The 12,731-nt window shown below is 57.3% G+C and carries 15 protein-coding genes and 2 pseudogenes; 9 read left to right on the plus strand and 8 right to left on the minus strand.

Translation table 11 applies throughout. The features are described from left to right. Positions 1-112: 112 nt before the first annotated feature. Positions 113-1,459 (minus strand): amidohydrolase family protein, encoded by a 1,347-nt coding sequence (locus ACK83U_RS22610; protein ID WP_112608922.1) that lies wholly within the window; start codon positions 1,457-1,459, stop codon positions 113-115. Positions 1,460-1,571: 112 nt separating this feature from the next. Between ACK83U_RS22610 and ACK83U_RS22615 the strand changes: the two genes are divergently transcribed. Further along, positions 1,572-2,483, plus strand: coding sequence for a LysR family transcriptional regulator (locus ACK83U_RS22615; RefSeq protein ID WP_112608924.1), 912 nt, complete (start codon positions 1,572-1,574; stop codon positions 2,481-2,483). A gap of 523 nt (positions 2,484-3,006) precedes the next feature. Here ACK83U_RS22615 and ACK83U_RS22620 read toward each other — a convergent pair. Next, a pseudogene (locus tag ACK83U_RS22620) lies at positions 3,007-3,389 on the minus strand (IS6 family transposase); the annotation flags it as partial. 182 nt (positions 3,390-3,571) lie between these two features. On the opposite strand from ACK83U_RS22620, the gene ACK83U_RS22625 reads away from it, so the two are divergent. Continuing rightward, positions 3,572-4,291 carry a hypothetical protein gene (locus ACK83U_RS22625; protein WP_112608926.1) on the plus strand — a complete coding sequence of 240 codons (720 nt, stop codon included), beginning with the start codon at positions 3,572-3,574 and terminating at the stop codon, positions 4,289-4,291. Positions 4,292-4,304: 13 nt separating this feature from the next. On the opposite strand, the gene ACK83U_RS22630 is transcribed toward ACK83U_RS22625, so the two are convergent. Further along, entirely contained in the window at positions 4,305-5,117 is an 813-nt protein-coding gene (locus ACK83U_RS22630) for a tetratricopeptide repeat protein (RefSeq protein ID WP_183711670.1), read from the minus strand. A 645-nt stretch (positions 5,118-5,762) separates the two neighbouring features. Between ACK83U_RS22630 and ACK83U_RS22635 the strand changes: the two genes are divergently transcribed. From ACK83U_RS22635 to ACK83U_RS22660, 6 genes are all read left to right on the plus strand, one after another. After that, positions 5,763-5,972, plus strand: a complete 210-nt coding sequence (locus tag ACK83U_RS22635; RefSeq protein ID WP_025662430.1) for a cold-shock protein — start codon at positions 5,763-5,765, stop codon at positions 5,970-5,972. A 121-nt stretch (positions 5,973-6,093) separates the two neighbouring features. Next, positions 6,094-6,318 (plus strand): hypothetical protein, encoded by a 225-nt coding sequence (locus tag ACK83U_RS22640; RefSeq protein ID WP_112608930.1) that lies wholly within the window; start codon positions 6,094-6,096, stop codon positions 6,316-6,318. A gap of 32 nt (positions 6,319-6,350) precedes the next feature. Further along, positions 6,351-6,656, plus strand: a complete 306-nt coding sequence (locus ACK83U_RS22645) for a DUF6481 family protein (RefSeq protein WP_112608932.1) — start codon at positions 6,351-6,353, stop codon at positions 6,654-6,656. A gap of 93 nt (positions 6,657-6,749) precedes the next feature. Then, positions 6,750-7,025, plus strand: a complete 276-nt coding sequence (locus ACK83U_RS22650) for a hypothetical protein (protein WP_112337786.1) — start codon at positions 6,750-6,752, stop codon at positions 7,023-7,025. Between the two features lie 48 nt (positions 7,026-7,073). Next, positions 7,074-7,430 carry a hypothetical protein gene (locus ACK83U_RS22655; protein WP_246699014.1) on the plus strand — a complete coding sequence of 119 codons (357 nt, stop codon included), beginning with the start codon at positions 7,074-7,076 and terminating at the stop codon, positions 7,428-7,430. 23 nt (positions 7,431-7,453) lie between these two features. After that, a complete protein-coding gene (locus ACK83U_RS22660) occupies positions 7,454-7,759 on the plus strand; it encodes a YkgJ family cysteine cluster protein (protein WP_112609153.1) in 306 nt (101 codons plus the stop codon). 192 nt (positions 7,760-7,951) lie between these two features. Here the strand turns inward: ACK83U_RS22660 and ACK83U_RS22665 are convergent, their stop codons facing one another. The 5 genes and pseudogenes from ACK83U_RS22665 to ACK83U_RS22685 form a co-directional block, all read right to left on the minus strand. Then, complete coding sequence (locus tag ACK83U_RS22665) at positions 7,952-8,197, minus strand: hypothetical protein (protein WP_112337785.1); 246 nt, start codon at positions 8,195-8,197, stop codon at positions 7,952-7,954. A gap of 258 nt (positions 8,198-8,455) precedes the next feature. Beyond that, positions 8,456-8,593, minus strand: a complete 138-nt coding sequence (locus ACK83U_RS22670; RefSeq protein ID WP_183711672.1) for a hypothetical protein — start codon at positions 8,591-8,593, stop codon at positions 8,456-8,458. Positions 8,594-9,380: 787 nt separating this feature from the next. Further along, positions 9,381-9,590 carry a cold-shock protein gene (locus ACK83U_RS22675; RefSeq protein ID WP_112338766.1) on the minus strand — a complete coding sequence of 70 codons (210 nt, stop codon included), beginning with the start codon at positions 9,588-9,590 and terminating at the stop codon, positions 9,381-9,383. A 231-nt stretch (positions 9,591-9,821) separates the two neighbouring features. Then, a pseudogene (locus ACK83U_RS22680) lies at positions 9,822-10,316 on the minus strand (ATP-binding cassette domain-containing protein); the annotation flags it as partial. 126 nt (positions 10,317-10,442) lie between these two features. Then, a complete protein-coding gene (locus ACK83U_RS22685; RefSeq protein ID WP_112608936.1) occupies positions 10,443-11,474 on the minus strand; it encodes a LacI family DNA-binding transcriptional regulator in 1,032 nt (343 codons plus the stop codon). A 162-nt stretch (positions 11,475-11,636) separates the two neighbouring features. Here ACK83U_RS22685 and ACK83U_RS22690 point away from each other — a divergent pair, with 162 nt between their 5' ends. Then, complete coding sequence (locus ACK83U_RS22690; RefSeq protein ID WP_162708059.1) at positions 11,637-12,584, plus strand: dihydrodipicolinate synthase family protein; 948 nt, start codon at positions 11,637-11,639, stop codon at positions 12,582-12,584. Positions 12,585-12,731 lie beyond the last annotated feature (147 nt).

Genomic DNA, 12,731 nt, shown 5'->3' on the forward strand with positions numbered 1-12,731 from the left:
ATGGGTGTCAGCCTTGGGTTCGGCCGCACCGTTGAAGAGAGATGCTGGCATGACAGCCTCCATTCTGGATAATGTGTGGGTGAAGGCCGCGGCCCTGAAGCGGCGGCTCGGCTCAAGCCACTTTTGTCGGGATGGATGCGCCGATCTGGTCCAGGCGATGGCCGCTCTTTTCCAGCAGGTAGTCGCGCGAGGCAGTGACGTCCGCCGCCAGTTTGATGAGATCGGTGCCGATAAGCTTTCCGCTTCGTTTGCGGATCTCGCCTGCGACCATGACCGTGTCGATATCCGACCGCTCCACCGCCTGGACCACCGTACCGACGACATTGTTGACCGGTAGGACGGCGACACTGTCGGCGCGCACCATGATGATGTCGGCTTGCTTTCCGGGTGCCAGTGAACCGACCACACCGTCGAGCCCGGCGGCGCCGGCGCCGTTGACGGTTGCCGCCTCAAGGACGCGTTCGACAGTGATCGGCGACGGCACATTGTCTTCACCGCGGAACTTGCGATAGCGCATGGCCGATCGCTGCTGCGTGAAGAGGGCGTGCATCTCACCGAACATGTCGCTGCCGAATGCAGTGTCGAGGTCGATGCCGATGGCCGGGGTTAGTCCATGATCGATGGCTTGTTGATAGGCAAAACTATCGTCATCGAAGCCGAACAGCGCATCCGAGCGCGGATTGATGGTGACGTTGACGCCCGCGTCAGCAAACAGACGCCACGTTTCTTGCGGGATTCGTGTGCAATGATTGAAGATGTTGTGTGGACCAAGCACGCCCTTCTCCGCGAATTCCGGTCCGAGCTTGGCCAAATCGCCGATGAACTCGGTCAGGATGCGCATGTCGAGGCTATGGGCCACTTTCCACCAGTCGAGATTGAGTTGGCCGAATAGCCCGACATGCACAAGGCTGCCGCCTTGGTTCCACTTGCCTGCCAGCCGTTTCAGATCCTCCGGCAAGTGCGCAGACGAGGCCTTCTTGTCCATAGCAGCACCCACCATGTGCAAGGCGCGGATGCCGCTGTCCCTGAGGGCATCGAGGGCTGCGTCGGTGTGCTCCGGGCTACGCGAGGAATGGCACGCGTCGATGACGGTCGTGATGCCAGCGTCGAGGCAGGCAAGCGCCGTGAGCCTGGTGCTGAGATACATATCGAGCGGACGATGATGGGCGCCCAGCCCTTCCGCGATGAAATCAATATAGGCAAACAGGTCGTCCACATTGGGCATCATGCGGCGCATGACGCCGAGCCACATGTGGTGATGGGCGTCGACCAAACCGGGCATGACGATACTGTTCGAAGCGTCTATGACAGCCGCATCATCCACGGCGATGTTCGCTCCGATGGCTGCTATTCTGTCGCCGTCGACAAGCAAATCGCCGATTCCAAAATGGGGAGCCTTCTTGTCCATCGTCAGGATGGTGCCCCCTTTGAAGAGGGTGCGGTGTTTAGGGTTACGCATGATTTGGTCCTTTCAAGATTCTAATCTGGCAGGACCGTTATCGCCCCGAGGCATCCTTGAATGAAGTGCGCTTATGTCAGATACTTCCTGACAAATAATCAGGAGTGATGATATGCCGTTCGATACGCGCATCCTGTCGGGGGTTAGCGTACTGGCCGCCGTCGTCGAGGGCGGCAGCTTCGTGAGAGCTGCCGAACTGATCGGCATCACCGATTCCGGCGTCAGTCGGGCAATCAGTCGCCTGGAAGGGCGCCTTGGGGTAAGGCTGCTCGATCGAATGACGCGCTCGGTGACGTTAACCGACGAGGGCCGGCGGTTTTACGAAGAGGTCAAGCCGCACCTCAATGCGATTGAAGATGCCGCACTGATCGCCTCCGGCTCGGCATCAGCGGTACGCGGTCGGCTTAAAGTGGACATCGATCCCTTCTTTCTGCCACTCGTTCTTGCAGGCCGCCTTGGTACCTTTTGCGAACGTCACCCGGACCTTTCGATCGAGTTCGTAACCAGAGAGCATGTCGGCGATCTTGTTGCCGAGGGGATCGACCTTGCAATCCGGTTCGGGCAGCCGCGTTTTGCCACTCTGATTGCGCGCAAACTGATAGAAGCGCCGATCCTGACTGTGGCCTCGCCTGGCTACCTGGAGCGCTACGGCCATCCAGAGCATCCCCGGGACCTTATCACTCATCGATGCCTGCAGTTTCTTGACCCCTATACCAGGAAGCCGTTCGAATGGGAATTCATCCGGAGAAGCGAGACCATCGATGTTTCGACGACAGGACCGCTGACGTTCACCGACCCGAAGACGATGCTCGATGAATGCCTCGCGGGAACCGGTATTGCTCAGGTGATCGGCTGGGGCATTAGGCAGGCGTTGGCGAGAGGATCGCTGATTGATCTCTTTCCTGACTGGCATGGTGAGCGCTTCCCGCTTTTCGCTTTCCATCCAGCGCGCAAGCATCCACCAGCAAAGGTGCGCGCATTTGTCGATTTCTGCGTCGACATCACTAACGAACTTGAGCATTAGGCAGATAGCCTATATCGCCAATCGGTTTCTGAACCTGAATACCAGGTGGAGGACTACCTCCTTTGGCAACTGATCGTCAAAATGCGGCTGTGCGCGAAAATCGCTTCCTCACACTCATCCTCATTCCATAATTAGGCAGCTACGTCAGCAGGCCACGGGTTCGAATCCCTTCAAGGCGAAACAATTTTATTCAATTGCTTAACGTTGGTGTTGCAGATTTTACACGCATATCTGAAAACGAGCGTGTGGGTCGCCCATATTCTTGCTACTTTTTGCTGTACTTTTTTAGAAATCTGCTATTGAGCGGATCAGGCCCATGATCGGCTACGCCACCCTGTGGTGAATCTTCCTGAATTTTGACCGACATGCCGATTGAGCAAGGTACGCCTTGCGCAAGCGAATGGCTTTGACTTTGGGTAATTTGTATGTCCCCCGCCGAGGGGGCACCCGATACAAGCCTATCGTTCCGCGTATCATATATCCTCGAACCCAAACACGATCCTCACGTACCCGATTGATGGTTAAGAAGCTTTCGCATCAGCCGCTTGTTGGCCTTGGTATTGCAGCGGCTCTGCATCAGCACGTCGAGAACGAAACCATCCTGATCGACAGCCCGGCAACGCCAGCTTTTCTTTCCGCCGATCGCAATCACAACTTCATCGAGGTATCATTTTCGCCAAGCCGACTGGCGGATCGCCTGCGGATTTCGTCGGCAAGGTGCCGACCGAATTTCTCCGTCCACAGGCGCACAGTCTGATGCGAGACAATGATCCTACGTGCCGCCAGCAAATCCTCGACCATGCGCAGACTGAGCGAGAACCGAAAATAGAGCCTGACGGCGTGGCCAATCACTTCAGCTGGGAAACGGTGGCGGCGATAAGGGAGATCACGAGAGCGTTGGCGCATGCCGCAAAATCGTACCGGCCAATCGCCGACAGGTTAACGTTACGATGCCGTTTCGATCGGTTGCGAGGACTGCGAGTTCTCCTTCCAAACCCACTTGCATGACAGGCAGTTCTAGGTTCTGTTATCGTTGAGTTTTTCGACATTTGAGCAGAACTTCTTCGTTAACGTCTCGAGGCAATCCAATGCGTGTCGTGTTTCGCTGTGATCCTGCGCTTGTCGACCATCTGCCTCGCCCCGTTCCAGCTCGCAGCATTCTGCCGGACTGGCTCCGTGCCATGCCCGGGAAGGCGCATTCCGAGATTCATGGCCGGGAAATTCGAACCGTAAAGCAGTGCCCTCCGTTTGTTGACGCCATGTCCCATGGTTTTATGATTCTGCTCCCGTGCGACGTAACCGTTCGAAGCGGTGTGTTCGCATGGGATTGGGGTATCCCAGAACCCTCGACGGAAGGTCATCCGCGATCACCACTCAGCTTTCATGTTGCTGAGCAGCTTGCTGGCGCGCCGTTTTCCAACGGGTTGGCAGCGGTGAAATTCAACAGCTTTTGGACGATCGAACTGGAGGAGGGCTGGTCACTTTTTGCCATGCACCCGGCCAATCGCAACGAGCTTCCCTTCCGTTTGTTGACGGGTGTCGTGGATTCGGATCGCTTTTATGATGCGGGAATCAACTTCCCGGCAATCTGGACCGATCCTCATTTTTCAGGCGTCCTGCCAAAGGGCACCCCGATTGCACAATGCTTTCCGGTCCCGCGCGCAGCTCCCGATCTGATCTTTGAATATTTCGATGGGACGCATAAGACTGCCTACGAGAATACCGTCGCCGAGGTTCTCGCCAATCCCGGAGTCTACCGAAAGCGCTTTCGCGTAAAGCGCCCGCGCGTAGCGCCAGAATCGGCTTGAATGTGAGCTGCATCTAAGATTTGAGCGTTCGCTGCAACGCCTGTCGATCCAACCATAGCTGGCCTCGCGGTGCCGAAGTTAGCGACATGGCGATTGCGCCCAATGTATCGGGCCTCAGGCTGTAGGCCGTCCGATAAGCCGCGATCGCGTCGTCCATATCGCCCATGTCCTGCAACACGATGCCTAGATTGACGGCTGCCTCGGCGTCGTCAGGCCGCTGTTCCAGCGCTTTGCGATAAGCTTCAGCGGCGCCCGCCAAGTCGTGCAAGTCTTGCCGCACCAAGCCCAAGTCAAACCACATCGAGGGAGACCTGTCGATTGCCGCTACACCCTCCAAGACTGCAGCCGCGTCATCGGGCGATCCGTCTTCAAAAAGTATCCGACCGAGGCGTGCGGCAGCCTCCGGAGAAGCAGGGTTGGCACGATTTAATGCCCTCCAAGCGCCGACTGCCCGGCTTCGATCTCCTGCGGCATCGAAGGTGCGAGCCTGCTCAAGAAGGATTTCGACATTCGCAGATAATATGGCGGCGCGACCAAGGTGAAATATAGCTCGGTTGAAATCTCCCAACGATCGCGCGATACGGCCGGCAAGCAGTTGGCCGGGTGCGTTATCAGGCATGCCCGCCAAACTAATTTCAACGTGGATGTTCGCCCTTGCAGCATCGCCGGTGGCGAACAAAATCGCCGCGAAAAGGTGGTTAAGGGTCGGGTCGCTCCGATCCTTCTGCAAGCCTGTCTCACACAAGGACTTCGCTTGGCTGAAACGACCTGCATTGAAATCAGCCACGATTTGCCGCACCTGATTTTCGACCGTCGCAGTACGCATGCCCCGCTCGCCTTTATCCGCTGCCGCCCGGAAAAGCGGCCGATATCGCAGTCATAAGTGCAGACTAAACGGCGCGCCACACAAATTCTGTCGCTTGGGACTTAACGCTAAGATTCCGACCATTTTTCGAGATCGGTAATTTCTCTGATGGCCGGTCTGTTCGGCGTGAATATGCGTCATGAGCATGGCGTCGACCGCTTCCGGTCGGACTGCCTCGGCCAGTCGTTCCAGATCCCATGTTGTCAACATGAACATCGCCTGCCTCAGGCTATCCTCGCTGGAAGGTGCCGGGCGTGCTCGACTGGTCGATCGGCGTCTACAACCGGCACGTCGACATCACCCAGGACACCACGACGCTCTAAGGGCGAGGGCATGCCTATAACAAGGGAGCGATCGTTTGGTGCCGAGTGGCTATGCCTGATACAATACAACCAAAGCAGGTAATGTTCATCCGGAAAAAACTAAACGTTGACGTCGTACCCCTAAGCCCGTATAGAATGATTATCGATCTTTTGCTTGCCGAGCTTTGTCTACCGCACGATCGCCCCCGTGCTCTAAGCGAACTTTTCTTTCAAAAATAGTCGGTCTTTGACTGCGTGGCATCCGCTCCGCAGTTCCTTACTCTATGCTTTGAAAGGGTTCATCATGACCACTGGCACAGTAAAATGGTTCAACTCCACCAAGGGCTTCGGCTTCATTCAGCCTGACAACGGCGGCGCTGACGCCTTCGTTCACATCTCGGCAGTCGAGCGCGCCGGAATGCGCGAACTCGTCGAAGGCCAGAAGATCGGCTTCGAGCTTGAGCGCGACATGAAGTCGGGCAAGATGTCGGCCACCAATCTTCAGGCTGCTTAAGTGATATCGGCTTCTCTTTGACCACGGATGTACTGGCATTGCCGGAAGCACGCTATCATCTGAGGCCAGGCAGTTCGCCTGGCCTTTTCATTTCGGCCCGTTGCCGACATCGAGGAACCCAATGACAGAGACATACAGTAAATCTCGCCAGCAGGCCGAGATCGCCTTCGGCAATGTCCAGGGGGAGTTTTTTGCCAAGAATAGCGCGCTGGAGGAGCTCGAGTCGGCTGCGCAAGCACGCAATGCCAAGACCTTGCGGCTTCGAGAAGCGCGCCTCGCGAAGGAACAAGCCGAGCAGGCGTCGGCAACATCCACCCTGGTCGCCAAACGAGCAAAGGCAGGCTGATCATCACCGCCTGCTGCCCTTAGGATACGGATTTGACATACCACAGAAACAACGAACTCGCCGACCGACGGTCAGCTGCCGCCGGCGCCAAAGCATCCCTTCTCCAAGCTTACCGGGCCGCGAAAACGGCAGCCGAGCCTTCTCGACTTGCAAGGCAGGCCGAGCGGGTCTTGCTTGTCAAAGCTCGTGAAGGCCGCCGTATTGAACGGGACCGTCTAAAACTTGTGGAGCGTAGTCAGCTAGAGGCCGAGGCAGCAAACGAGCAGGCGGTCGCCGACGCCGCTCGCAAGGCCGAGCGAGACAGGCGCTATGCCAATCGTAAAGCCAGGCAAGCATAGGCCCTCAGGCGCCTTCCGTCCGATCAACGGTCTTTATCGCCTACGTAGGACTGATGCATCCGCGTCGAAATCACTTATGCTTTAGGAGCGACTGTGACCACTGATACAAAAGAGCTGCAGGCGATCAACACGGCCTGGCAAATCGCGATCCAGGAAATCCTGCGCATGGTCATCCGTGACATGTATCGCACCGAGGGTGAAGCAGCGTTCAACACGCACATCAAGCGCATCGAAGAAGCGGCCGTCGATAGCATCTATACGGATCTAAGGCTCCGCGGCACTGATGAATGGACGGAAGTGCTGGTCAAGGAACGAGCCAGCAACTTTGTGACGACCCTTCTGACCTCCTTCACCTACGACCGGGCTTGATCAGGCGGCGAAAAGGGCTTCGTTTTTGTGATATTGAAGGAGAAAATCATGTCGGCCGACCAAAGGAGATCGCTTCTGAGTCCTAAAGATAAAGTCGAGGCCAATTCACGAGCCATTGTGGCATCGCTGACGCCGTCTCAGGTGCAAGCCCTGAAGCTCGCGAGAAGTGGAGACCTGCATTCTACGGATGGCAGGTCTTGGACTCATCTTAACGCCGTCGTTACCTACGCAAGGTCGGATCGATTTGAAGAGCGTCCGATCAAAGTGAAGTCGGCCACCACGACAACGGTGGAGCGGCTTACGGAACTCGACCTGCTCAGGAATCTCGACGGAACGGATGGAGAGGCACATTCGCCACGCGCGATCACCATGGCGGGAAAGCTCTGGCTTCTCAAGCACAAGTGACCCAGGTAAATTCGCCCTGCGACCTGACGGCAGGCGTACCATCCACCGCTGAGATTGATTGCCAAACCTGCGGAGCATGCTGCTCCTTTTCATCTGAATGGCCAAGGTTCACGACGGAAGCTGACGATGACCTGGCTTTGATACCCCCCCACTATGTTGAAGCTGATCAGCGCGGCATGCGTTGCGAGGGCTCGCGATGTTCGGCACTGTCGGGTGAGGTCGGGATCAACACATCCTGTCTCGTGTACGAGGTGCGGCCAGACGTTTGTCGAGCTTGTGTTCCGGGTGATGAAGCATGCACGATAGCGCGCGCAAAAGTCGGCTTCTAGCGTATGATGGTAGACCGAACTGGTGCGTGTATTCGTGACGGAGCTGGCTCAGGCTCGCTTAGCCGCCGCCAAGCGCGACGGGGGTGGCCCGTCTCTCATTGAAAATCAGTAGGCTACGGGCCTTTCCAGGCTCCGGTAGATCCATTCGGAAGGCCTGACTTCACCAGCCGAAAAGTTAGGATGCTGCCTTTTTCATTTGCTTCGCCGGGAAAGCGGGTAATCTGGCGCGTCGTAGAGCGCCCGGATTTGATTGTGGTCGAAACGCGCCTCATTTACTTCCAACAGAGATCCTCGCTGCTGCGCGCCAGGCATGTCTTCGACCGCGAAGCGGAGCGCTTCGGCTGCCGTTTCGAAACGTCTGTAACGAAGTCCGCTGCGTCCGCGTGTCGCTTTGCCCGCATAAACCCCCGCTCCGTCCGTGTAATCGAAACTGATCACGTCGTTGTCCTCCGGGTTCGGTAAGGGGGCTGACCTTCTACCCGCGCAGCGTCTCTGATGTCGCGCTCGGTCTCTCTGAGCTCGCGTCTGCGGCGCTGCAATCTCTCTCGAAGGTTCATTAGCTTTTCGGCGTTTGATCCTGCTTCGGCGCGGGGCACGCGAAAAAGCTTTTCCGCAGATTGTCTGGGGGTATGATTTATCATTGGTTCCTCAAATATTGTGTACGACAGCGCGCCCGCTTAATGGCGCGCCAGCGTGCTATTTCTTGTTCAGATTTGCTGGGGCGCGGCTTGCAAGTTTAACTTGTGCGCCAGATGGGGCGGGTGCCACTTCTGGTGTTTTGTCTTTCTTGGGCTTGCGGATCTCGCGGTTGCTGCGCATTTGGCCCTTAGCCATCGTTTTCTCCTCGGCGCTCGAATAAGTATCGGCGCTGCTTAACTGCTTAAATTTGGATTGGCGTTTCTTCTGATACCGCTTAACTCACGCGGGAGGAGATAACGTCCTGCCGGGCCGTTGGCGTGCAGATTTTCCAAACGGTGCCGAAATTGGGAAACACCGTCATGCTTGCTAAAGGCAGCTTTCGCTCGGCGCCTCGGCCGACGGCAGTTTCCAGGAGCATGCAAAGATCCGCGTGATCACGATATCCGAACGCACTCGTTCGAACCAGGTTTCGTGAAACGCATGCGGAATATTCGTTGGAAGACATCGCGTCCTCCTTTTGTTTGGGCAAGGCCGCCCACCGGGGCGGCGATTCCTATGACACGGCTGTTCACGTCTAGGACGCGCCTGTCTCGCCGCTTGGACAGGCTGCTGCCCTTCTACTGCGCGGTGCGAACCGATCGCACCGGCTGCAATGCTCATTGCGCCGGATCTAGGCGCAGTCGAAGTCGTGACATCGATATTGTCTTCACTGACGTGTAGAAATTCGCACTGTATAAGCGCAAACTGTAGGATGCGGTGCCGCGAGCTTCCAGCGCTAAGGCGGAACCTCGTATCTTGCAGTTCGATGTTATCGCGTTATCGCATTACAAGATCTCGAAAACGATCTTGTCATCGGAGCTATGGCAAATACCATTCCAAGCTCAATTCCCAGAAAAACAAAAGGCCGGGCATGGACCCGACCTTTCACAGTCATTCGGCTCAGCTGCCAGTACATCCGTGGTCAGCGGAGCGAATGACGAATTCATGCCGCCTGAAGGTTGTCAGCGGAGCTCTTGCCGGACTTGCGGTCCTGCACGATGTCGTAGCTGATCTTCTGGCCGTCCGAAAGCGAGCGCATTCCCGCACGCTCGACAGCAGAGATATGGACAAACACGTCCGTGCTGCCGTTATCAGGCTGAATGAAGCCGAAGCCCTTGACGGAATTAAACCACTTCACAGTACCAGTATTCATAACGATGTCCTTTCAAAGCAATCGTTGTGGCGCCCGCGATGCTTTGCGGGCTAAGATCGATTATTTGAGAGGAGATCCGACGGGAGCGCGGGGCTCTTGAACGACGTCACAAGCAATGGTCGATGCCCTATATATACGCTCAATTTTTGATTTTACAATGGATAATGCGGAAATCGACGGTGCGCATCCAAGCCACGTGCTATTTCCCCCAGACCAGAAATGGTCGCCGCTGGGATCGATGCGGCTGAGCGGCAATCCATCGATCAGGATCTCGCCTTCGTCAGGTTCGACAAAACGGCAAAGGAGGTTCACGATCGTCGTCTTTCCCGCTCCCGATCGGCCGATCAGGGCAGTGGAGCGGCCATGGCCAATCTCGAAACTGGCGGATCGCAGCACCACAGGCCGCGCGTTGGAGCCAGGATAGCGAAAGCTTACCTTATCGAATTTTATTTCGCGGTTCAGTCTGGGAGCCGGCAGATCCCCGGCCGGTGGCTGCGGTTTGTCGGAGGCGTCAAGCAGCCAGCGGACTTGCTCGAGCGACCCGCTCCAGCCTTGCATCTGGCTCCGTGCCTGCTGCAAGGCGCGCACATGTGGCTGCAGCCTGTATAGCAAGACGACGAAGGCCACGATGATCGGAAAGCTAACGTCGAAGGTCCAGGCGGTGACGACGATAGCAAGGAAAAGCGCCGAATGCAGCACCTCGGTCAGCGGCGGCAAGGCGCCCTGACTGATGATGGCTGCCCGCGCTGGACGGGTGCAAGTTCTTGCGAAGAGGCGGGCGGGGTATGTCCGACAGCCATTGCGAGTTCATCCTTGCTGCTTCATGGGCGTTGGTTCTAACCCTATCAACTGCTAGAGAACGATGGATCGCGTCGACTTCCTGGGGATGAGTGTCGGGGCCGACACCCGAATGCGATCATCCGGCGGTATAGCCTCGCCTCCCAACAAATCGAGCGCATTTGCAGCAATCTGCTCGAAGGGCACTCGCAAGGTGGTCAGCGGCGTAGAAAGGTGGCTGACGATCGGAATATCGTTGTAGCCGACCAGCGAGACGTCGCCCGGGACCGACAGACCCATACGCATCAGGCCCGATAATGCACCGATGGCTGTGTTGTCGTTTACCGCAAATATTGCCGTCGGCGCCTGCGGCAGGTGCATGATTTTCTCGGCGGCTTCCGCTCCGGATTCAATTCCGAAGGTCGACGGGACGATCAGGGGTGGATCGATCGCCAGTCCCATTTCAGTCATGGCCTGGCGATAGCCTTCCACACGGGTCCGCGCGCTGGAGGCATAGGAGGGACCCGCAATGACTCCGATCCTCCGATGACCAAGATCGAGCAGGTGCCGCGTGGCGAGATATCCCCCAAGCCGGTCGTCGCCGATCGACGAAAGACTATGGCCATCGGTTCTAAGTGCCAAAACCGTCGGCACCCCCCTTGCGGCTAATATGTCGGGAAAGTCATCGTCGTCGCGCGCCGTCGATAAAATGAGTCCATCGACGCCTCGCTTCAGAAGTGACTCCGCAGCGAGGCGATCTGCTTTCGCTCTGTCGTCCGTAGTCGCGACGATGGCGAACCGCCCGGTCCTGCTGCAGGCTTTTGCAAGGGATTCGTAGAGCATCGCCATAACGGTGTCCGTGAGCCTCGGTACGATAATACCGACCGTCATGGTGTTGCCGCGACGAAGACTGGCTGCAGAAACATCTCTGACGTAACCGAGTTCCTCGGCAATCTTTCTGACGCGCCTGGCTGTTTCGCTGTCCGAGCGCGGCAGGCGTTCATCCAAAATTCGCGACACTGTCGACTTCGAAACGCCGGCCGCCGCCGCGACGTCGAGAATCGTTATGCGCGACTGGCGAGCGTTGTCTTCCACTATTGAATTCATTCGGAATTTCCGTGCCGGCGAGTGTGATCTACGTATGGATCTGATGATGCCTGAAAAATCCTGTTGACTCCAGAGAAATCGGAAACGATAGTGGGAACGTTCCCATTAACGATCCCGTTGCTGATTGTGAACCGGACAGCGACGACAAGGAGGAGACTACCCATGCACCCAATGGACCTCAGGGGCTTGAGCCCCGCACCGGTGACCGCATTCACCCGCGACGGTGAAGTCGACTATGCGGCGAACGCTCGGATTGCGAAGTGGCTTGCATCGATGGACGGCATAAAGAGCCTCGTCATCCTCGGCCACGCCGGCGAAGGCACATTCCTGACCGAAGAGGAACGCCTCAAGCTGATCCGTACCTACGTCGAGGCCGTGAACGGCGAAATTCCGATCATCGCCGGCATTACGGGCGAGGGCACCAAGGTTGCCGCCGAAGAGGCAAAGAAATGCAAGGCCGCGGGCGCCACGGGGGCTCTTGTCTATCCAAACCATGGCTGGCTGCGTTTTGGCTTCCAGAAGGGCGCGCCGCAGGATCGCTATAAGGCGATCTGGCAAGAGTCCGGTCTGCAGTGCATCCTGTTCCAATATCCGGATGCCACCAAGGCCTCCTACGATCTGGATACGCAGCTCGCAATTGCGACCCAGGAGGGGGTCGTTGCGACCAAGAACGGCGTTCGCAACATGAAGCGCTGGTATGTGGAAATTCCAGAATTGAAGAAGGCCAATCCGAACTTGCAGATCCTGAGCTGCCACGACGAATGGCTCTTGCCGACCATGTTCGACGTCGACGGCCTGCTCGTCGGCTACGGCAACATCGCACCGGAGCTGCTCATAGATCTCATTCGGGCGGGCAAGGCGCAGGATTATCCGGAAGCCCGCAAGATCTTCGAGCGCCTGCTGCCGGTTACCCGCGCCGTTTATCACCGGGGTTCGCATATGGAAGGCACCGTCGCCCTCAAGCTTGGCCTCGTCCATCGCGGCGTGCTCGATCATGCCACGATCCGCGAGCCGCTGAAGAGCCTCGGTGAAAAAGCCGAGGCTGAAATCTTCGCCGCTTTCGACGCGGCGGGCATCGGCCGTGTCGGGCAGCTTTTGGCGGCCGAATAAAAAACACGCCTCCGCCGCCAATCGGCGGAGGCGTATTCAATGGGGAGACTGCAGATGCGTCGGGTAGCGACGCTCTTTAAAGGCGGCGGTTGTGATGCGCCGGAAAGTTGCTTCGCCCATAGAGGACCGCAGCTTCGGATCACCGCC

The organism is Rhizobium sp. WW22, from assembly GCF_047041135.1.
GTDB lineage: Bacteria > Pseudomonadota > Alphaproteobacteria > Rhizobiales > Rhizobiaceae > Rhizobium.

Coding starts and splice junctions, on each gene's coding strand:
- ACK83U_RS22610 (WP_112608922.1), bottom strand. CDS start 1,459: ATGCGTAACCCTAAACACCGCACCCTCTTCAAAGGGGGCACCATCCTG.
- ACK83U_RS22615 (WP_112608924.1), top strand. CDS start 1,572: ATGCCGTTCGATACGCGCATCCTGTCGGGGGTTAGCGTACTGGCCGCC.
- ACK83U_RS22625 (WP_112608926.1), top strand. CDS start 3,572: ATGCGTGTCGTGTTTCGCTGTGATCCTGCGCTTGTCGACCATCTGCCT.
- ACK83U_RS22630 (WP_183711670.1), bottom strand. CDS start 5,117: ATGCGTACTGCGACGGTCGAAAATCAGGTGCGGCAAATCGTGGCTGAT.
- ACK83U_RS22635 (WP_025662430.1), top strand. CDS start 5,763: ATGACCACTGGCACAGTAAAATGGTTCAACTCCACCAAGGGCTTCGGC.
- ACK83U_RS22640 (WP_112608930.1), top strand. CDS start 6,094: ATGACAGAGACATACAGTAAATCTCGCCAGCAGGCCGAGATCGCCTTC.
- ACK83U_RS22655 (WP_246699014.1), top strand. CDS start 7,074: ATGTCGGCCGACCAAAGGAGATCGCTTCTGAGTCCTAAAGATAAAGTC.
- ACK83U_RS22670 (WP_183711672.1), bottom strand. CDS start 8,593: ATGGCTAAGGGCCAAATGCGCAGCAACCGCGAGATCCGCAAGCCCAAG.
- ACK83U_RS22675 (WP_112338766.1), bottom strand. CDS start 9,590: ATGAATACTGGTACTGTGAAGTGGTTTAATTCCGTCAAGGGCTTCGGC.
- ACK83U_RS22685 (WP_112608936.1), bottom strand. CDS start 11,474: ATGAATTCAATAGTGGAAGACAACGCTCGCCAGTCGCGCATAACGATT.
- ACK83U_RS22690 (WP_162708059.1), top strand. CDS start 11,637: ATGCACCCAATGGACCTCAGGGGCTTGAGCCCCGCACCGGTGACCGCA.